16 protein-coding genes are annotated in these 18478 nt (G+C 64.5%); 2 read left to right on the top strand and 14 right to left on the bottom strand.

Translation table 11 applies throughout. From position 1 onward, the window contains the following. Nucleotides 1-8 precede the first annotated feature (8 nt). The 13 genes from lpxA to rpsB form a co-directional block, all read right to left on the bottom strand. Nucleotides 9-797, bottom strand: a complete 789-nt coding sequence (gene lpxA / locus NCR39_RS06015) for an acyl-ACP--UDP-N-acetylglucosamine O-acyltransferase (protein WP_040049400.1) — start codon at nucleotides 795-797, stop codon at nucleotides 9-11. Between the two features lie 64 nt (nucleotides 798-861). After that, the gene (gene fabZ, locus NCR39_RS06010) at nucleotides 862-1326 is read right to left on the bottom strand and encodes a 3-hydroxyacyl-ACP dehydratase FabZ (protein WP_250451294.1); all 465 of its coding nucleotides are present in this window, start codon (nucleotides 1324-1326) and stop codon (nucleotides 862-864) included. 128 nt (nucleotides 1327-1454) lie between these two features. Further along, nucleotides 1455-2534 (bottom strand): UDP-3-O-(3-hydroxymyristoyl)glucosamine N-acyltransferase, encoded by a 1080-nt coding sequence (gene lpxD / locus NCR39_RS06005; RefSeq protein WP_250451475.1) that lies wholly within the window; start codon nucleotides 2532-2534, stop codon nucleotides 1455-1457. 30 nt (nucleotides 2535-2564) lie between these two features. Continuing rightward, on the bottom strand, nucleotides 2565-3089 hold the full coding sequence (locus tag NCR39_RS06000) for an OmpH/Skp family outer membrane protein (protein ID WP_250451293.1): 525 nt from the start codon (nucleotides 3087-3089) through the stop codon (nucleotides 2565-2567). Between the two features lie 84 nt (nucleotides 3090-3173). Further along, complete coding sequence (gene bamA, locus NCR39_RS05995; RefSeq protein ID WP_250451292.1) at nucleotides 3174-5486, bottom strand: outer membrane protein assembly factor BamA; 2313 nt, start codon at nucleotides 5484-5486, stop codon at nucleotides 3174-3176. Between the two features lie 77 nt (nucleotides 5487-5563). Beyond that, entirely contained in the window at nucleotides 5564-6946 is a 1383-nt protein-coding gene (gene rseP, locus NCR39_RS05990) for an RIP metalloprotease RseP (RefSeq protein WP_250451291.1), read from the bottom strand. Nucleotides 6947-6953: 7 nt separating this feature from the next. Continuing rightward, nucleotides 6954-8171: a 1-deoxy-D-xylulose-5-phosphate reductoisomerase gene (locus tag NCR39_RS05985; RefSeq protein WP_250451290.1), complete on the bottom strand. Its 1218-nt coding sequence runs from the start codon at nucleotides 8169-8171 to the stop codon at nucleotides 6954-6956. Between the two features lie 18 nt (nucleotides 8172-8189). Then, entirely contained in the window at nucleotides 8190-9002 is an 813-nt protein-coding gene (locus tag NCR39_RS05980; protein ID WP_250451289.1) for a phosphatidate cytidylyltransferase, read from the bottom strand. Then, nucleotides 8996-9778 carry a polyprenyl diphosphate synthase gene (gene uppS, locus NCR39_RS05975; protein ID WP_250451288.1) on the bottom strand — a complete coding sequence of 261 codons (783 nt, stop codon included), beginning with the start codon at nucleotides 9776-9778 and terminating at the stop codon, nucleotides 8996-8998. Before uppS ends, NCR39_RS05980 begins: the two co-directional genes overlap by 7 nt. A gap of 83 nt (nucleotides 9779-9861) precedes the next feature. Next, on the bottom strand, nucleotides 9862-10422 hold the full coding sequence (gene frr, locus NCR39_RS05970; protein WP_035969503.1) for a ribosome recycling factor: 561 nt from the start codon (nucleotides 10420-10422) through the stop codon (nucleotides 9862-9864). A 105-nt stretch (nucleotides 10423-10527) separates the two neighbouring features. Beyond that, a complete protein-coding gene (pyrH, locus tag NCR39_RS05965) occupies nucleotides 10528-11241 on the bottom strand; it encodes a UMP kinase (RefSeq protein WP_040049393.1) in 714 nt (237 codons plus the stop codon). A 251-nt stretch (nucleotides 11242-11492) separates the two neighbouring features. Then, nucleotides 11493-12374, bottom strand: coding sequence for a translation elongation factor Ts (gene tsf, locus NCR39_RS05960; protein ID WP_250451287.1), 882 nt, complete (start codon nucleotides 12372-12374; stop codon nucleotides 11493-11495). 134 nt (nucleotides 12375-12508) lie between these two features. Then, nucleotides 12509-13261 (bottom strand): 30S ribosomal protein S2, encoded by a 753-nt coding sequence (gene rpsB / locus NCR39_RS05955; protein ID WP_250451286.1) that lies wholly within the window; start codon nucleotides 13259-13261, stop codon nucleotides 12509-12511. Nucleotides 13262-13657: 396 nt separating this feature from the next. Here rpsB and map point away from each other — a divergent pair, with 396 nt between their 5' ends. Further along, the gene (gene map, locus NCR39_RS05950; protein WP_250451284.1) at nucleotides 13658-14467 is read left to right on the top strand and encodes a type I methionyl aminopeptidase; all 810 of its coding nucleotides are present in this window, start codon (nucleotides 13658-13660) and stop codon (nucleotides 14465-14467) included. 54 nt (nucleotides 14468-14521) lie between these two features. Continuing rightward, on the top strand, nucleotides 14522-17107 hold the full coding sequence (locus NCR39_RS05945; RefSeq protein WP_250451282.1) for a [protein-PII] uridylyltransferase: 2586 nt from the start codon (nucleotides 14522-14524) through the stop codon (nucleotides 17105-17107). Nucleotides 17108-17617: 510 nt separating this feature from the next. Here NCR39_RS05945 and NCR39_RS29755 read toward each other — a convergent pair. Continuing rightward, nucleotides 17618-18469, bottom strand: a complete 852-nt coding sequence (locus NCR39_RS29755) for a hypothetical protein (protein ID WP_350029656.1) — start codon at nucleotides 18467-18469, stop codon at nucleotides 17618-17620. Nucleotides 18470-18478: the final 9 nt, after the last annotated feature.

Raw genomic sequence — 18478 nt, 5'->3', positions numbered from 1 at the left:
AAGCGCGTTCAGCGGATGATGCCGCGCTGCGACGCCGCGATGAAGTCGGTGAAAGCCTTGACGGGCACATCGCCCTCGCCGCCCGCCACGCTCAGTTCGCGCAGTTGCGCCTTCGCCTCTTCGAGCGACAGTCCGCTCTTGTAGACGATGCGATACGCCGAGCGCAGCGCCGAAATGGCGTCGGGCGTGAAGCCGCGGCGGCGCAAGCCTTCGACGTTGATGCCGTGCGGCTCCGCCTTGTTGCCGGCGGCGATCACGAACGGCGGCACGTCTTGCACGAGCGCGGAAGCGCCGCCCAGCATGGAATGCGCGCCGATGCGCACAAATTGATGCACGCCCGACATGCCGCCGACGATCGCGTGATCGCCGACCGTGACGTGCCCCGCGAGCTGCGCGTTGCTCGACATGATGACGTTGTTGCCGAGCCGGCAGTCGTGGCCGACGTGCACGTAAGCCATGATCCAGCAATCGTCGCCGATGGAAGTCAGGCCCTGATCCTGCACCGTGCCGGTATGCAGCGTCGTGAATTCGCGGATGGTGTTGCGGTCGCCGATTTCGAGACGCGTCGGCTCGTCCTTGTACTTCATGTCCTGCGGCCGGCCGCCGACGGACGCGTAATGGCCGATGCGGTTATCGCGGCCGATCGTCGTATGCCCTTCGATCACGCTATGCGAGCCGATGGTCGTGCCCGCGCCGATGACGACGTTCGCACCGACGATCGCATACGGTCCGATCTCGACGGAACCGTCGATCTGAGCGCCCGGCTCGATGATCGCGGTGGGGTGAATGATGGTCATGCGCCTCGCCTCTGAATGCTGTGTTTCGCCACGCTGGTTGTCGTACGCTCTTCGTTCGCTACGATCACGCGCTGGCGTCCGTGTTCTTCACGGTACACATGAGCTCGGCTTCGGCGGCGGTCACGCCATCCACTTCGGCGCGCGCCTTGAACTTCCAGATGCCTCGCATGTACCGCTCGAAGGTGACGTTGAGGATCAGTTGATCGCCCGGTTCGACCACGCGCTTGAAGCGCGCGCCATCGATGCCGACGAAGTAGTACAGCGTCGTCGTCGGATCGTGCGGCTCTTCGGCGAAGGTCAAAAGCGCGGCGGTTTGCGCGAGTGCCTCGAGAATCAGCACGCCGGGCATCACGGGCCGCGTCGGGAAATGTCCCTGAAAAAACGGCTCGTTGATCGTCACGTTCTTCAACGCTTTGATGCTCTTGTGCGGCTCGAGTTCGAGCACGCGGTCCACGAGCAGGATCGGATACCGATGCGGCAGCAGCGTGAGGATCTTGTGGATGTCGAGGTTGATTTTTTCTGTGCTCATGGTCGTTCTGCTCGCGCGTCTCGTGCGCGGAAATGGATCGCGGGCGCGCAACGCCCGCTTGAAATCTACGATGCTGTGCCGTGTGGCTTCAACCGGCCCGCACGCCGGATGCGCGTGCTGGCGGGCGGTCAGGCTTCGTCGGTCTTTTTCTCGGTCAGCGCCGCTTCCAGCGCCTTGATGCGATCGCGCAGCTTGTCCAGATTGCGGACCAGCGCGGCGCTCTTGTTCCAGTCCGCATGGTTCACGGCCGGGAACGCGCTCGTGTACATGCCGGGCTTGTTGAGCGACTTCGACACGCCCGACTGCGCCGTGACGATGACATAGTCCGCCAGCGTCACGTGACCCGCGATGCCCACGGCCCCGCCGATCATGCAATGCTTGCCGATGTTCGTGCTGCCCGCGATGCCCGCGCAGCCGGCAATGACCGTGTACGCGCCGATGCGGCAGTTATGGCCGATCTGCACGAGATTGTCGATCTTCACGCATTCTTCGATGACGGTGTCCGCCATGGCGCCGCGATCGATCGTCGTGTTCGCGCCGATCTCCACATCGTCGCCGACATCCACGGCGCCGACCTGCGGAATCTTCACCCAGCTTCCGGTCCGGGCATCGCCCTCGCCGACGAAGTCCGGCGCAAAACCGAAGCCGTCCGCGCCGATCACCGCGCCGGCATGCACGATCACGCGCGCGCCGAGCTTGCAGCCATGATAGACGGTGACGTGGGGATAAAGATGAACGTCGTCGCCGAGCTTCACGCCACGGCCAACGGACACGCCCGCGTCCAGCTTCACGCGCTCGCCGACGACCGTACCCGCCTCCACCGTCACGTGCGGGCCGATCACCGCGCTCGCCGCGACCTTGGCGGCCGGATCGATATACGCGCTCGGATGAACGCCCGGCTGCGCCTTCGGCGCGGACAGTTCGATGAACGCCTGCGCCACGCGGGCGAAGTAAGCGTAAGGATTCGGCGTCACGATGAAGTTGCTGCCCTCGCGCGACGTCCCGAGCTTGTCGAGGTCAGCCCGCGAAATCAGCACTGCGCCCGCGCGAGTCGTCTCGACCTGCGGCAGATACTTCTGGTTCGCGAGAAACGCGAGTTGCGCCGGGCCGGCCTTGTCCAGCGGCGCAAGGCCTTCGACGCGATGCGCGCCGTGACCCACCACTTCGCCGCCAAAGCGCTTGACCAGTTCGTCGAGCGTGATCGCCATGCCTGATGCCATGCGTATGAAGACTCCTCGTCAGTTCGGGCTCGCGCCGCCGGTCTGGCTCGTGGCGGCGAGCGCCTTCAGCACCTGATCCGTAATGTCGATGCGCGGGCTCACGTACACCGCCTCCTGCACGATCAGGTCGTAGTGCTGCTGTTCTGCGATCTGCTTGATAACCTTGTTCGCGCGATCCAGCACCGCCGCGAGTTCCTCGTTGCGGCGCTGGTTCAGGTCTTCACGGAATTCGCGCTGCTTGCGCTGAAAGTCCGCGTCGAGCTGTGCGAGATCGCGCTGGCGCGCGGCGCGGTCGGTGGGCGCCATCGACGGGCCGTTCTTGTCGATATTGTCGGACATCGACTTGAGCCGTTGCGCCATGTCCTGCAGAGCCTTGTCGCGCTTGGAGAACTCCTGCTCCAGCTTCGACTGGGCCGCCTTCGCAGCCGACGACTCGCGCAGGATGCGATCCGAATTCACGGCTGCAATGCGCGCCTCCTGAGCGTCCGCTTGCGCGACCGCACCGAGGCCGAGAAACATCGACAACGCAAGCGTCAGCGCCATGTGTTTCGAAAGCTTACCGGTTCGCAAAGTGTTCCTCACGTTACGTCGAAATGAATGAAGTCCTGTTCCCGAGAGGTTGCGCGCTTAGAACGCCGTACCGATCTGGAACTGGAACTTCTGATACTGGTCGCCCTCGTGCTTCTGCAGCGGGAAGCCGAGCGAGAGCTTGAGCGGGCCGATCGGCGAAATCCACGCAAGACCCACACCGTAGCCGTAGCGCAGGCCGTTCGCGCCGTTGGTCGTGCCGCCCTGGCCCGGATCGCCCCAGACGTTACCGGCATCGAGGAACGTGAACACGCGCAGTGTGCGGTCGTAGCCGGTGCCCGGCAGCGGGAACGTCAATTCGATATTGCCGACTGCCATGCGCGAACCGCCGATCGGATCGTTCGTGGTCGCGTCGCGCGGACCCAGCGAGCTCGGCGAGTAGCCACGCACCGAACCGATACCGCCCGCGTAGTAGTTCTTGAAGATCGGGTACGTCTGACCTTGCAGGCCCTTGCCGTAGCCGCCCTGCAAGTTGAAACCGAGCACGAAGCCGCGCGCGAACGAGTAGTAATACTGGAACTGCGCGTCGAACTTGGCGTACGTCGTGTTGCCGAGCGGCGTGCCGTATTCCGCGTTGGACTGCAGGTAGTAACCACGGCTCGGCACGAGCGCGCTGTCGCGATTGTCGCGCGACCAGCCGACCGTCAGCGGGTAGTTGTTCACCACGCGCCCGAATTCCTTGACGTAGTTCTTGTACGACTGCGGCGTGGTCGAATCCACGTCCATCGTGTTCTGTTCGGCGCCGACGCCGAAGAACACCGTGTCCTGCTCCGAGAACGGGATGCCGAACTTCGTGTCCGCACCCATCGTGATGATCTTGAAGCTCGAATCCGTCGAGTAATACAGCGGCTGATACGTGCGGTAGTACGCGTCGGTAATGCGCTTGATGCCGTCGATGGTGAAGTACGGATCGACCTGCGTGACGGTCAGCGTGCGGTACGTTTTCGCGGTGTTGACGTTCACCGAAAGGCTCGTGCCCGAGCCGAACACGTTGTCCTGCGACACGCCCGCCGATAGCACCACCTTGTCCGTCGACGAGAAGCCCGCGCCCAGCGTGATCGCGCCGGTCGGCTTTTCGGCCACCTTGACGTCCACATCGACCTGGTCGTTCGTGCCTTCCACCGGCGTCGTGGTGACGTCCACATCCGTGAAGTAGCCGAGACGATTCACGCGATCCTTCGACAGCGCGAGGCGGCTCGAATCGAACCACGAGCTTTCGAGCTGGCGCATTTCGCGGCGCACCACTTCGTCGCGGGTGCGCGTATTGCCGACGATGTTCACGCGCCGCACGTACACGCGGCGGCTCGGCTCGACGTTCAGCGTGAGCGCGACAGTGTGATGCGTCTGATCGATCTCCGGCTGCGCGTTGACCTGCGCGAACGCGTAACCGTACTCGCCGAGCTTGTCGACGATCGCCTTCGTGGTGGCTTGCAGCTTCTCAGCGGAGAACAACTGGCCCGGCTTCACCGTGATCAGCTTGTTGAGTTCCGCCTCACGGTCGAGCAGATTGCCCGACAGCTTCACGCTGCTGACCTTGTACGGCTCGCCTTCGTGCACGGCGACCGTCAGGTACATGTCCTTCTTGTCCGGCGAAATCGACACCTGCGTCGAATCGATGCTGAATTCGAGATAGCCGTGGTTCAGGTAGTACGAGCGGACGTTCTCGAGGTCGCCGGTCAGCTTTTCCTTCGCGTAGAGGTCGCTCTTCGTGTACCAGGAGAACCAGTTCGGCGTGGACAGCTGCATTTCGCCGAGCAGCGTGCCGGAACTGACCGCGTGATTGCCGACGAAGTTGATCTGGCGAATCTTCGCGCTCGGGCCTTCGGCGACCGAAAACAGAATGGATACGCGATTGCGGTCGACCGGCGTGACCGTGGTCGTGACTTCCGCCGCGTAGTAACCGCGCGTCAGATACTGGCGCTTGAGTTCCTGCTCCGCTTTGTCCAGCAGCGACTTGTCGTACGAGCGGCCTTGCGACAGACCGACCGAGCGCAGCGCCTTCGTGATGGTGTCCTTGTCGAACTCATGCAGGCCGGTGAACTCGATGTTCGAGATGGCCGGGCGTTCCTGCACCTGCACGACCACCACGTTGCCCTCGGTGGCGATCTGCACGTCGTTGAAGAAGCCCGTTGCGTACAGCGCGCGAATCGCTTCGGAGGCCTTGTCGTCGGAGAACGTGTCGCCTTGCTTGATCGGCAGGTAGTTGAATACGGAGCCCGGCTCGATGCGTTGGAGACCTTCGATCCGGATATCCTGCACGACGAACGGCGTGGTGGCGTGTGCCGCCATGCCCGTTGCGGCGAGCGCCGCGGCCACAGCCGACTTAGGAACAAAGCGATGAGGTTTGAACAACGTGCTTCCCCAGTATTTAAAGCTGCATTCGTTCCGGCGGTCGCTCGTGTCGCGCCGCCAGAAATTATCAAAATGGATCAAAAACGGATCAGGCGAGTCAGGTCGTTGAACAGCGCGATCATCGACAGAGCGACGATGCACACGAGGCCCGCCCGTTGCAGAACCAGCTGCCAGCGATCGGACACCGCCTTGCCGGTAACGGCTTCAACCAAATAATATAACAGATGCCCACCGTCCAAAACCGGAATCGGTAACAAGTTCAACACACCAAGGCTGATACTGACGAGCGCCAAAAAGGAAACGAAGGCCGCCACGCCGAGGCGCGCGCTCTTGCCTGCGTAATCCGCGATGGTCACCGGCCCCGAGAGGTTCTTCAGCGACGCTTCGCCGACGATCATCCGCCCGAACATGCGCAGCGAATAGAGACTGATGTCCCACGTCCGGTTCACGCCGAGGTGCAGGCTCTCGAGCGGACCATAGCGCACGTCGACGGTCGGCAGTTGATTGGCGAGCGCGGCACCAATCCGCCCGATGTCCTTGCCTGTCGATGCATCGCGCTTCACGTCCGGCACGATCTGCACGGTATCGCGCTTTGCCTGATTGCCTTCGCCCCGTTCGATGACGAGCGTCACCGGCTTGCCGGCATGCGATTTCACGTAGTCGATGAAGCGCGTCGCGTTGTCGATCGGGCGGCCGTCGATGGCGCGCAGCCTGTCGCCCGCGATCAAGCCGCTCTTCTGCGCGGCGCTGCCCGCTTCCACGCCCGCGACCGTCAGCGTGCCGCCGCCCGGCGTGAAACCGAGCTTGTCCATGAAGTCCTGCTCGGCGTCGGCGTCCGTGATGCCCGCGACCGTCAACGGGAAATCGAACGTGCCGTCATGCGTTTTCGCCGTCAGCACGATGCGCCGATGATCGAACGATGCATCCAGCAGCTTCCAGCGCAGATCCGACCAGGAGCGGATGGCGTGCGTGTCGCCGCCTTGCGAGTCGCGCATCGAGACGATCTGCTCGCCGCCTTCGAAGCCTGCGTGGGCAGCGGCGCTTTCGGGCGCCGGCGTCGAAACGATGGCCTGCGGCTCCGTGACGCCCCCTGCGAACACCGCCGCGAACAGCGCGATCGCCAGCAGGAAATTGGCGACCGGTCCCGCCGCGACGATCGCAATGCGCTTCAGCACCGGCTGCCGGTTGAACGCGCGCGGCAGGTCTTCGGAGGGAATCGTGCCTTCGGTCTCGCGCTCGTCGAGCATCTTGACGTAGCCGCCGAGCGGCAGCGCGGAGATCGTCCATTCCACGCCGGTTTTCTTGCTGACCCAGCGCACGAGCGGCTTGCCGAAGCCGACCGAGAAGCGCAGCACCTTGACGCCGCACATTCGCGCGACGCTGTAATGACCGAATTCGTGGACGACGACGAGCACGCCTATCGCGACGACGAAGGCGACGATTTCGGTCAGGAAGTTCATGACGGCCTCAATGGGCGATGGGTTCGGCGCCTGGCGCGCTCGCGGTGAGCGCTGCAACGAAACCGGACGCGAGACGGCGCGCGTTCGCGTCGGCGGCGAGCACGTCGTCGAGCGACGCGGCGCTGGCGTTCGGCAAGGCGTTCAGCACGCGCTCCACCACGCCGCCGATCGCCATGAAGCCGATGCGGCGCGCGAGGAACGCTTCCACGGCGATTTCGTTCGCCGCATTCAACGCCGCGCTCGCGATGCCGCCCGCTTCGAGCGCCTCGATGGCGAGCGCGAGACACGGAAAGCGCGCGAAATCCGGCTTCTCGAACGTGAGCGATGCAATCTGCGCGAGATCGAGCGGCGCGACGCCGGAATCGACCCGCTCCGGATACGCGAGCGCATGCGCGATCGGCGTGCGCATGTCCGGATTGCCGAGCTGGGCGAGCACGGAGCCGTCCGCGTAGGAGACCATCGAATGGATCACGCTTTGCGGATGGATCAGCACTTCGATACGCGAGCCCGGCAGATTGAAGAGCCAATGCGCCTCGATCACTTCGAGGCCCTTGTTCATCATCGTGGCGGAATCGACGGAAATCTTGCGGCCCATCGCCCAGTTCGGGTGCTTGCAGGCTTCGTCGGGCGTGACGTCGACGAGCGTCGCCGGTTCGCGCGTGCGGAACGGCCCGCCCGACGCGGTCAGAATGATCTTCGATACGCCGCCGTGCAGTTGCGCCTCGTTGTCCGAGCAGACCGGCAGGCACTGGAACACGGCGTTGTGCTCGCTGTCGACCGGCAGCAGGATCGCGCCGTTGTCGCGGACCGCGTCCATGAAAATCTGGCCCGACATGACGAGCGCTTCCTTGTTCGCGAGCAGGATACGCTTGCCGGCGCGCGCGGCGGCCAGCGTGGGCGCGAGTCCCGCCGCGCCGACGATCGCCGCGACGACCGTATCGCACTGGGCCGCGCGGGCCACGTCGACGAGCGCGTCCGGGCCGTGCATCACCTCGGTCTTGCTGCCGGCGGCGCGCAACGCGGCGGCCACGCGCGCGGCGGTTTCGGCATCGCCGACGACGGCCACTTCGGGCGCGAAGCGCAGGCATTGCGCGACGAGCTTGTCGCCGTTGCGGTGAGCGGTGAGCGCGTAGACCGAGAACCGGTCCGGATGCCGCGCAACGACGTCGAGCGTGCTGTCGCCGATCGAGCCCGTCGAGCCGAGCAATGTAAGACGTTTTTGCATGAAATCTTCTCTGGCCGATCAGCCGAGCATCAGCAAGGCAATCGGCAATACAGGCAACAATGCGTCGATGCGATCGAGGACGCCGCCGTGACCCGGCAGCAGGCCGCTCGAATCCTTGACACCGGCCTGACGCTTCATCAGCGATTCGAACAGGTCGCCGATCACGCTGAACGCGACCAGCACGGTCAGCGCGACGAGCGCGCGGTCCCAGCCGAGATGTCCGACGAAAGCGGTGAACACGGTCGGCGCGTAGACGCCGGTGGCGGCGGCGATCGACCCGATCACCATGACGGCGACCCAGCCGCCGAGTGCGCCTTCCCAGGTTTTTCCGGGACTGATCGACGGCGCGAGCTTGTGACGGCCGAGCGCTTTTCCGGCGAAGTATGCGCCTATGTCAGCCAGCCAGACGACTAGGAGAAGCGATAGCACGAACGCCACGCCCTGCGCGCGCGCCGCGACGACCGCGTGCCAGCACGCGACGAACACGACGATCCCGGCGAACAGCAGAAACGCGCGCCACGCGCCGCCCGCCAGCACCGGCTTGCGGATGAGCGCGTACGGCCCCGCCAGCAGCCAGAAAATCCCGGCCATCTGAAAGAGCGGCTTCGGCGCGACGCCCAGAAACGTGCTGAAGATGAGCGCGAGTCCCGCGACCAGGGCATACGCGACCGGCCCCGCGCCGTTGAGCTTGAGCAGCCGCCCCCACTCCCAGGCAGCGAACACGACGACGAAACCGATCAGCGCTCCGAACGCCCCGACGGGCGCGAACAGCGTGACGGGCACGAGGACCGCGAGCAGGACAATTGCCGTGATGACACGGGTCTTTAGCATGAAAGGGTGTCGGCCTTCTGCGATTGGGAAGCGAGTTGCGCGCTCGTGCGTCCGAAGCGGCGTTCGCGGTGGCCATACGATGCGATCGCGCGATCGAGCGCGTCGGCGTCGAAATCGGGCCAGTAGATATCGGTGAAATAGAACTCGGTGTACGCGAGCTGCCACAGCAGGAAATTGCTGATGCGCTGCTCGCCGCCCGTGCGGATGAAGAGATCCGGCTCGGGCGCGTACGCCATCGCGAGATGCTCGGCGAACGATTCGTCGTCGACGCGCACCGGCGCGCCCTGTTCGAGCGATTGCGCGATGAGCTTCTTCGTCGCCTGCATGATGTCCCAGCGCCCGCCGTAATTGGCGGCGATGGTCAGCGTCAGGCGCGTGTTGCGCGCGGTCTTGGTTTCGGCGCGCTGGATGAGCGCGCGGATGCGGTCGTCGAACATGGACACGTCGCCGACGACGCGCAGGCGGATGCCGTTCGCGTGCAGCTTGCCGATCTCGCGCTCCAGCGCGGTCACGAACAGGCGCATGAGGAACGACACTTCGTCGGTCGGACGGCGCCAATTTTCCGAACTGAACGCGAACAGCGTGACAAACTGGACGCCGCGCCGCGCACAGCTTTCGACGGTGGCGCGCACCGCATCGACGCCGCGCGTATGACCGGCGACGCGCGGCAAACGCCGCTCGGTCGCCCAACGGCCATTGCCGTCCATGATGATCGCGACGTGGCGCGGGACAGCCGCGACATCGGGCACGGTAACGGTAGAGCTGGTATAGGTCATGGCCGCTGAATCTTGTTATCGACAGGATGTGAAACGCCAGCCCTGGGTCGTGAAAGCCAAAGCTGGCAAGACCGCTTACGGCCTCACACCGTCATGATTTCGGCTTCTTTCGTCTGAACGAGCTTGTCGATTTCGGCGACGAACTTGTCGGTGAACTTCTGAACGTCATCGCTTGCGCGGCGTTCGTCGTCTTCCGAGATTTCCTTGTCCTTCACCAGTTTCTTCAGTTGCTCGTTCGCGTCGCGGCGCAGGTTGCGCACGGCGATCTTCGCGGATTCGCCTTCGCTCTTCACGACTTTTGTCAGCTCGCGGCGGCGCTCTTCGGTCAGCGCGGGCATCGGCACGCGGATGAGGTCGCCCTGCGTCGCCGGGTTCAGACCGAGATCCGATTCGCGGATCGCCTTCTCGACGACCGGCACCATCTTCTTTTCCCACGGCTGCACGCCGATCGTGCGGGCATCGACGAGCGTCATGTTCGCGACTTGCGAGATGGGCACGTTCGAGCCGTAGTAGTCGACCTGGATGTGATCGAGCAGGCCGGTGTGCGCACGGCCCGTGCGGATCTTGGCGAGATCGGCCTTGAATGCTTCGATCGACCGCTGCATCTTCTGGTCGACGCCCTTTTTAATGTCAGCCACACTCATTTGAACCTCCAAAACCTTGGTTTACTGGCGATGCAGGCGCCTCTTTTCGCGATTCTTCCGGCGCGATTCACGCCGGGTGCGCGCGGCGCCCGAATACGCGAGAGTTTACACGTGGACGAGCGTACCTTCGTCGTCGCCTTGCACGATGCGCTTCAGCGCGCCCGCCTTCGTAATGGAGAAGACGCGGATCGGCAGCTTCTGATCGCGGCACAGCGCGAACGCGGTTGCGTCCATGACCTGCAGATTGCGGCCGATCGCCTCGTCGAAGCTGATCGTGCTGTAGCGCGTGGCGCTCGGATCCTTCTTCGGGTCGGCGGAGTATACGCCATCGACCTTCGTCGCCTTCAACACCACTTCGGCGCCGATTTCCGAGCCGCGCAGCGCGGCGGCGGTATCCGTCGTGAAAAACGGGTTGCCCGTGCCGGCCGCGAAAATCACGACCTTGCCTTCCTCGAGCTGGCGAATGGCGCGCGGGCGAATGTACGGCTCGACCACCTGATCCATGCGCAGCGCCGATTGCACGCGCGCCTCGATGCCCGCGTGACGCATGGCGTCCTGCAGCGCGAGCGCGTTCATCATCGTGGCGAGCATGCCCATGTAGTCGGCGGTTGCGCGGTCCATGCCGGCCGCGCCGCCCGCGACGCCGCGGAAAATATTGCCGCCGCCGATCACGACGGCCAGTTGTGTTCCCATCCGCACCACTTCAGCGACGTCCGCCACCATCCTTTCGATCGTTGCGCGATTGATGCCGAAGGCATCGTCGCCCATGAGGGCTTCGCCGGAGAGTTTGAGGAGTACGCGTTTGTAGGCTGTGGGCATATGAGGTTTCCGTTCGCGCCGAGGAGGGTTTTGCAACAACGTAGAACTGTAGGGGTGAAACATTACTTACCGCAAGCGGCCCGCATCGGGACGACGGGCGCGGCGCATACGGGAAAACCCGAATTTGCCGCGCCCGCCGCTCGATGCGAACCGGATCGCTATTCCTTGCTGCGACGACAGGCCGCCGTCGCAACTGCAGGTGATGCAAGGCGCGCGCCGCCGTTGGGCCACGCGCGCCACGGGCTGCGAACTTAGCCCTGCTTGGCCGCCGCGACTTGCGCCGCCACTTCGGCCGCGAAGTCGTCCTGACGCTTTTCGATGCCCTCGCCCACCACGAACAGCGCGAACTTCTGCACCGACGCGTTGGCTGCCTTCAGCATCTGCTCGATCGTCTGCTTGTCGTTCTTCACGAACGGCTGGTTCAGCAGCGACACTTCCTTCAGGTACTTCTGGATCGAACCGTCGACCATCTTGGCGACGATTTCGGCCGGCTTGCCCGATTCGGCTGCCTTCTGCTCGGCGATGCTGCGCTCCTTGGCGATCAGCTCGGCCGGCACTTCGTCCGACGACAGCGAGACCGGTTTCATCGCGGCGACGTGCATCGCGACGTCCTTGCCGACTTGCTCGTCCGCACCCGTGAACTCGACGAGCACGCCGATGCGCGTGCCGTGCAGGTACGCAGCCAGCTTGTTCGCGGTTTCGAAGCGGACGAAGCGGCGGATCGACAGGTTTTCACCGATCTTGCCGACGAGCGCGAGACGCACGGCGTCGACCGTCGTGCTTTCCAGCGGCAGCGCCGACAGCGCGGCCACGTCGGCCGGGTTGCTCTTCGCGACCAGTGCCGCGACGCCCTTGGCGAATGCCATGAAGTCGTCGTTCTTCGCGACGAAGTCGGTTTCGCAGTTCAGTTCGACGAGCGCGCCCACGCCGCCTTCGACGTGCGCCACGACGATGCCTTCCGCCGTCACGCGCGATGCCGCCTTGCTCGCCTTGTTGCCGAGCTTCACGCGCAGCAGCTCTTCGGCGCGCGCCATGTCGCCGTCGGCTTCCGTCAGCGCCTTCTTGCATTCCATCATCGGCGCATCGGTCTTCGCGCGCAGTTCTGCCACCATGCTTGCGGTAATTGCCGCCATCATTCGCTCCTTGAGTCTGTTTGATACGTGCCGCCGGCAGTAAGCGCCCACGGCTGAAGTGTTTCGGAATCGCGCCGGCTTAAAAAAAAGGGGCCTTTCGCAAAGCCCCCTTTTGTGCCGGCCACAGGGCTCGATTACGCCTCTGCGTTGACCTCGACGAACTCGTCGCCTTCGCCGTTGCGCACGGCGTGGACCACGTCGTTCACCGCGTTGGCGCGGCCTTCGAGGATCGCGTCCGCGACGCCTTCCGCGTACAGCGCGACGGCCTTCGACGCGTCGTCGTTACCCGGGATCACGTAGTCGATGCCTTCCGGCGAGTGGTTCGTGTCGACCACGGCGATGACCGGAATGCCGAGCTTCTTCGCTTCGGTGACGGCGATCTTGTGGTAGCCGACGTCGATCACGAAGATTGCATCAGGAATGCCGCCCATGTCCTTCACGCCGCCGATCGACTTTTGCAGCTTGGCGATTTCGCGTTCGAACAGGAGCGCTTCCTTCTTGCTCATGCGCTCGGTTTCGCCGGATTCGAGGGCTGCTTCCATGTCCTTCAGGCGCTTGATCGAAACCTTCAGCGTCTTGAAGTTGGTCAGCATGCCGCCGAGCCAGCGGGCGTTGACGAACGGCATGCCGGCGCGCGCTGCTTCCTGCGCGATGGTGTCGCGCGACTGGCGCTTCGTGCCGACGAAAAGGATCGTGCCGCGGTTCGCTGCCAACTGGCGCACGTACTTCAGCGCGTCGTTGTAGAGCGGCAGCGTCTTTTCGAGGTTGATGATGTGAATCTTGTTGCGATGACCGAAAATGTACGGGGCCATCTTCGGGTTCCAGAAGCGCGTTTGGTGACCGAAGTGGACACCGGCTTCCAGCATTTGACGCATCGTGACTGCCATGAAATTCTCCGCGAGGGTTGGGTCTTAAGCCGGCTGCCGCATCCCGCGATTGTTTGACTACGCGTGGGACACCCTGGGTGCGCCGGCTTGAGTTTCGAAAAAAGCGTCGATAAGACTACGCTTCCAAGTCTTCGGTTCCGTCATTCATTGCCCCTTCTCATTGCTCATTCATTGCTTACAGGCAAGAGAACAAGGCGAACCGAGACTTAGCCCGTGAGTATAGCATGTGAGGATTACGCCGCTCAAGCCGCTCGGTTGCCGCCTGCTACGGCGCCATCTGCCGCGATAGCCGCGGCGCCGGCCATATCGCGCTGCGGCGCGTTGTCCGAGGTGCGATAATGCCGCTTTGGCGGCGCTCGCCCGCCTCCCGCTATCCGCGCACTTCCGAGCCAATCCATGTCCATTACGCTGAAAAACGATCACGATATCGCGCAGATGCGCGTCGCCTGCCGGCTCGCCAGCGAAGTGCTCGATTTCATCACGCCGCATATCGTTCCGGGCGTGACCACCGAGGAACTCGACCGCCTTTGCCACGATTTCATGGTGAAGGAACAGGGCACGGTTCCCGCACCGCTCAACTATCAGCCGCCGGGCTATCCGCCGTATCCGAAGGCCACGTGCATCTCGGTGAACGACGTGATCTGCCACGGCATTCCGAGCGACAAGGTGCTGAAAAACGGCGATGCGCTCAATATCGACATCACCGTCATCAAGAACGGCTATTTCGGCGACACGAGCCGCATGTTCATCGTCGGCGAAGGGTCGATTCTCGCGAAACGCCTCGTGCAGACGACCTTTGACTGCATGTGGCTCGGCATCGATCAGGTGCGCCCGGGCGCGCATCTCGGCGACATCGGCCACGCCATCCAGAAGCACGCCGAGGCGCAAGGCTACAGCGTGGTGCGGGAATACTGCGGCCACGGCATCGGCCAGGTGTTCCACGAGGAGCCGCAAGTGCTGCATTACGGGCGTCCGGGCACGGGCATCGAATTGCAGGCGGGCATGATCTTCACCGTCGAGCCGATGATCAACGCCGGCCGCCGCGATATCCGCACGATGCCCGACCAGTGGACCGTCAAGACGCGCGACCGCAGCCTTTCAGCGCAATGGGAGCACACGGTGCTCGTCACGCCGACCGGCTATGAAGTGCTGACGGTATCGGCGGGAACGCAGGCGCCGTCGCAACTCATCGCGGCGACCGCCTGACCGCGCTTTCGCCGGCTCCGCCGCTTCTTTCCCTCACGTCCTGAATATCGACTCATGAGCGTCACCGTCGCCGTCGCCACGCCCTGCGAAACGCTGCGCAACGCCTATAAGACGGCGAAGGCGGCGCTCATCGAACGCTTCAAGACGGCCACGACCGTCGAGCCGCTGATGCACGCGCTCGCCCGCGCCACCGACGACGCCCTCAAAGGCGCCTGGTCCGCGTGCGAGATGCCGGCGGACGCGGCGCTCGTGGCGGTCGGCGGCTACGGACGCGGCGAGCTCGCGCCCTACTCCGACGTCGATATCCTCGTGCTCCTTCCCGACGCCGCCGCGCAAGCCGACGACGCCGCGCTGAACGCGCGCGTCGAGCAATTCATCGGCATGGCGTGGGATCTCGGGCTCGATATCGGCAGCAGCGTGCGCTCGGTCGAGCAGTGCATCGGCGAGGCGAGCAACGACGTCACCGTGCTCACGTCGCTCCTGGAAGCGCGGCGCATCTGCGGTGACGCGCAGCTTTTCCAGCGCTTTTCGGAGCGCTACAAGGAGACGCTCGATCCGCGCGCGTTCTTCCAGGCGAAGGTGCTGGAAATGCGTCAGCGTCACGCCAAGTTTCAGGACACGCCTTATAGCCTTGAGCCGAACATCAAGGAAAGCCCGGGCGGACTGCGCGACCTGCAACTGATTCTCTGGATCACGCGCGCGGCGGGATTCGGATCGAGCTGGCGCGAACTCGACGCGCGCGGTCTCATCACCGAACGCGAAGCGCGCGAACTGCGCCGCAACGAGGGCTTTCTCAAGCTGTTGCGCGCGCGGCTGCATGTCGTCGCGAAGCGCCGTCAGGACATCCTCGTTTTCGATCTGCAAACGCCGCTCGCCGAGAGCTTCGGCTTCAAGGCGACCGCCGCCAAGCGCGCGAGCGAGCAGATGATGCGCCGCTACTACTGGGCCGCCAAAGCGGTCACGCAGCTCGCGACCATCCTCATCCAGAACGTGGAAGCGCAGCTTTTCCCGTCGACGTCGGGCATCACGCGCGTCCTTTCCGGACGTTTCGTCGAGAAGCAAGGCATGCTGGAAATCGCCCGCGACGATGTCTTCGAGCGCGAGCCGCACGCCATCCTCGAAGCGTTCCTGCTGTACGAGCAGACGCGCGGCGTCAAAGGCCTGTCGGCGCGCACGCTGCGCGCGATCTACAACGCGCGCGAGCTGATGGACCGCAACTGGCGGCGCGATCCCGAAAACCGGCGTCTCTTCATGGAGATCCTGAAGCAGCCCGAAGGCATCACGCACGCGCTCAGGCTCATGAACCAGACGAGCGTGCTCGGGCGCTATCTGATCAACTTCCGGCGCATCGTCGGACAGATGCAGCACGACCTTTACCACGTCTACACGGTCGATCAGCACATCCTGATGGTGCTGCGCAACCTGCGCCGCTTCGCCATTGCCGAGCACGCGCACGAGTATCCGTTCTGCAGCCAGTTGATGGGCAATTTCGAGCGCCCGTGGGTGCTCTATGTCGCCGCGCTGTTTCACGACATCGCGAAGGGGCGCGGCGGCGATCATTCGACGCTCGGCATGGTCGACGCCCGCCGCTTCTGCCGCGAGCACGAGATCGGACAGGACGATACGGAACTCGTCGTGTGGCTCGTCCAGCAGCATCTGACGATGAGTCACGTCGCGCAAAAGCAGGACACGAGCGATCCGGAAGTCATCAAGCAGTTCGCGTCGATCGTGAAGACGGAGCGGCGGCTGACGGCGCTGTATCTTCTGACCGTCGCGGACATTCGCGGCACGAGTCCGAAGGTCTGGAACAACTGGAAAGGCAAGCTGCTCGAGGACCTTTTCCGCGCGACGCTGGCCGTGCTCGGCGGCGCGCAGCCGGACGCGCATTCGGAACTCAAGTCGCGGCAGGAATCGGCGCTCGCGCTGCTGCGCCTGGAGACGGTGCCGGAGGGTGCGCAGCGGCGGCTGTGGGAACAGCTCGACGTCGGCTATTTTCTGCGCCACGATCCCGCCGATATCGCCTGGCAGACGCGCGTGCTGTATCGGCACGTGGAGAGCGACGCGCCGATCGTGCGCGCGCGCCCCTCGCCGATCGGCGCGGCGCTGCAAGTGCTCGTGTACGTGAAGGACCGGCCGGATCTCTTCGCCGGCATCTGCGCGTATTTCGACAGAAACGGCCTGTCCGTGCTCGATGCGCGCATCACCACGACGCGCCACGGCTATGCGCTCGATAATTTTCTCGTCGCGCATCCGGATCATGACGGGAGTTATCGCGATATCGCGAATCTCGTCGAACAGCAATTGAGTGGGCGGCTGACGGACGAAAGCATCTTGCCGGAGCCGTCGAAGGGCCGCGTGTCGCGGCTCGTGCGCACTTTTCCGGTCACGCCGCGCGTGGATTTGCGCCCGGACGAGCGTGGCCAGTACTACATCCTGTCCGTGTCTGCGAACGACCGGCAGGGCCTTCTTTATTCGATCGCGCGCGTTCTGGCGCAACACCGGATCGGCGTGCAGGCAGCGCGCATCAATACGCTCGGCGAACGCGTCGAAGACGTGTTTTTGCTCGACGGCAAGAGCCTGTCGTCGAACCGAACGCAAATCCAGGTCGAAACCGAACTGCTGCGCGCGATCGCAGCCTGAGACTTTATGCGCGTCAAACTGACAGCCAAACATCCGCGTCCGACATCGACGACGCGTTCGCCGGTGCGTTCCGGCAGTTCCACCAGCCGCAAGCCCGTGCGCGACAAGGCGCCGGAGGAGGCGCTGGTCAAGCGCGGCAAGCCTGAGCAAGCGCGGGCGGCGTCGCCGAAGCGCGCGGATGCGCCGGGGGATAGGCGCTCGCTCCAGCCGCGGGGGGATGAGTCGCGGTCTTCGTTTGGGGATCGTGGTGCGCGTGGGGAGGAACGACGCTCGTTTAAACCGCATGGGGATGATTCGCGCGGCGATCGCGGCCCGCGCGGGGATGATCGACGCTCGTTTAAACCGCGTGGTGACGATTCGCGTCCGTCTTTCGGCGATCGCGGTCCGCGTGGGGAGGAACGGCGTTCGTTCAAACCGCGCGGCGACGATTCGCGCCCGTCGTTTGGGGATCGCGGTCCGCGTGGCGACGACCGACGCCCGTTCAAACCGAGTGGCGACGATTCGCGTCCGTCATTTGGCGATCGCGGTCCGCGTGGCGACGACCGACGCCCGTTCAAGCCGCGTGGCGATGACTCGCGCCCGTCTTTTGGCGACCGCGCCCCGCGCAGCGATGACCGACGCCCGTTCAAGCCACGCGGCGACGATTCGCGTCCGTCGTTTGGGGATCGCGGTCCGCGGGGCGATGATCGTCGCCCGTTCAAACCGCGTGGCGATGACTCGCGCCCGTCTTTTGGCGACCGCGCCCCGCGCAGCGATGACCGACGCCCGTTCAAACCGCGCGGCGACGACTCGCGCCCGTCTTTCGGCGATCACGGTCCGCGGGGCGATGATCGTCGCCCGTTCAAACCGCGTGGCGATGACTCGCGCCCGTCTTTTGGCGATCGCGCCCCGCGCAGCGATGACCGACGTTCGTTCAAGCCACGCGGTGAAGATTCGCGCCCGTCGTTTGGGGATCGCGGTCCGCGTGGCGACGACCGACGCCCGTTCAAACCGCGTGGCGATGACTCGCGCCCGTCTTTCGGCGATCGCGGTCCGCGCAGCGACGACCGACGCCCGTTCAAACCGCGCGGCGACGATTCGCGCCCGTCTTTCGGCGACCGTGGTCCGCGTGGCGACGACCGACGTTCGTTCAAGCCGCGTGACGACGATTCGCGCGGCGAGCGCGCCCCACGCACCGACGACCGTCGCCCTTTCAAGCCGCGCGATGCCGACTCGCGCGCAGGCGGTCACGCCCCACGCAGCGATGAAAAGCGCCCGCTCCAGGCCCGCGGCGACGATCACCGCCCCGCCAAACCCCGCAGCGACGAAACCCACCGCGCCGCGCCAACGGCCGAACCCGAAGCCAAATCCCGCCCGCATCACGACGGCCTC

This window comes from Caballeronia sp. ATUFL_M2_KS44 (assembly GCF_023630965.1).
In the GTDB taxonomy this organism is placed as follows: Bacteria; Pseudomonadota; Gammaproteobacteria; order Burkholderiales; family Burkholderiaceae; genus Caballeronia; species Caballeronia concitans.
Note: the sequence above shows the minus strand (reverse complement) of the source record. Positions and strands in the feature narration are given on the sequence as shown.

Excerpts from the sequence above, each read along its gene's own strand:
- frr (WP_035969503.1), bottom strand. The coding sequence starts at position 10,422 with ATGAGTGTGGCTGACATTAAAAAGGGCGTCGACCAGAAGATGCAGCGG.
- NCR39_RS05945 (WP_250451282.1), top strand. The coding sequence starts at position 14,522 with ATGAGCGTCACCGTCGCCGTCGCCACGCCCTGCGAAACGCTGCGCAAC.
- pyrH (WP_040049393.1), bottom strand. The coding sequence starts at position 11,241 with ATGCCCACAGCCTACAAACGCGTACTCCTCAAACTCTCCGGCGAAGCC.
- NCR39_RS05980 (WP_250451289.1), bottom strand. The coding sequence starts at position 9,002 with ATGCTAAAGACCCGTGTCATCACGGCAATTGTCCTGCTCGCGGTCCTC.
- fabZ (WP_250451294.1), bottom strand. The coding sequence starts at position 1,326 with ATGAGCACAGAAAAAATCAACCTCGACATCCACAAGATCCTCACGCTG.
- lpxD (WP_250451475.1), bottom strand. The coding sequence starts at position 2,534 with ATGGCGATCACGCTCGACGAACTGGTCAAGCGCTTTGGCGGCGAAGTG.
- map (WP_250451284.1), top strand. The coding sequence starts at position 13,658 with ATGTCCATTACGCTGAAAAACGATCACGATATCGCGCAGATGCGCGTC.
- lpxA (WP_040049400.1), bottom strand. The coding sequence starts at position 797 with ATGACCATCATTCACCCCACCGCGATCATCGAGCCGGGCGCTCAGATC.
- rpsB (WP_250451286.1), bottom strand. The coding sequence starts at position 13,261 with ATGGCAGTCACGATGCGTCAAATGCTGGAAGCCGGTGTCCACTTCGGT.
- tsf (WP_250451287.1), bottom strand. The coding sequence starts at position 12,374 with ATGGCGGCAATTACCGCAAGCATGGTGGCAGAACTGCGCGCGAAGACC.
- NCR39_RS05985 (WP_250451290.1), bottom strand. The coding sequence starts at position 8,171 with ATGCAAAAACGTCTTACATTGCTCGGCTCGACGGGCTCGATCGGCGAC.
- uppS (WP_250451288.1), bottom strand. The coding sequence starts at position 9,778 with ATGACCTATACCAGCTCTACCGTTACCGTGCCCGATGTCGCGGCTGTC.
- NCR39_RS06000 (WP_250451293.1), bottom strand. The coding sequence starts at position 3,089 with ATGGCGCTGACGCTTGCGTTGTCGATGTTTCTCGGCCTCGGTGCGGTC.
- rseP (WP_250451291.1), bottom strand. The coding sequence starts at position 6,946 with ATGAACTTCCTGACCGAAATCGTCGCCTTCGTCGTCGCGATAGGCGTG.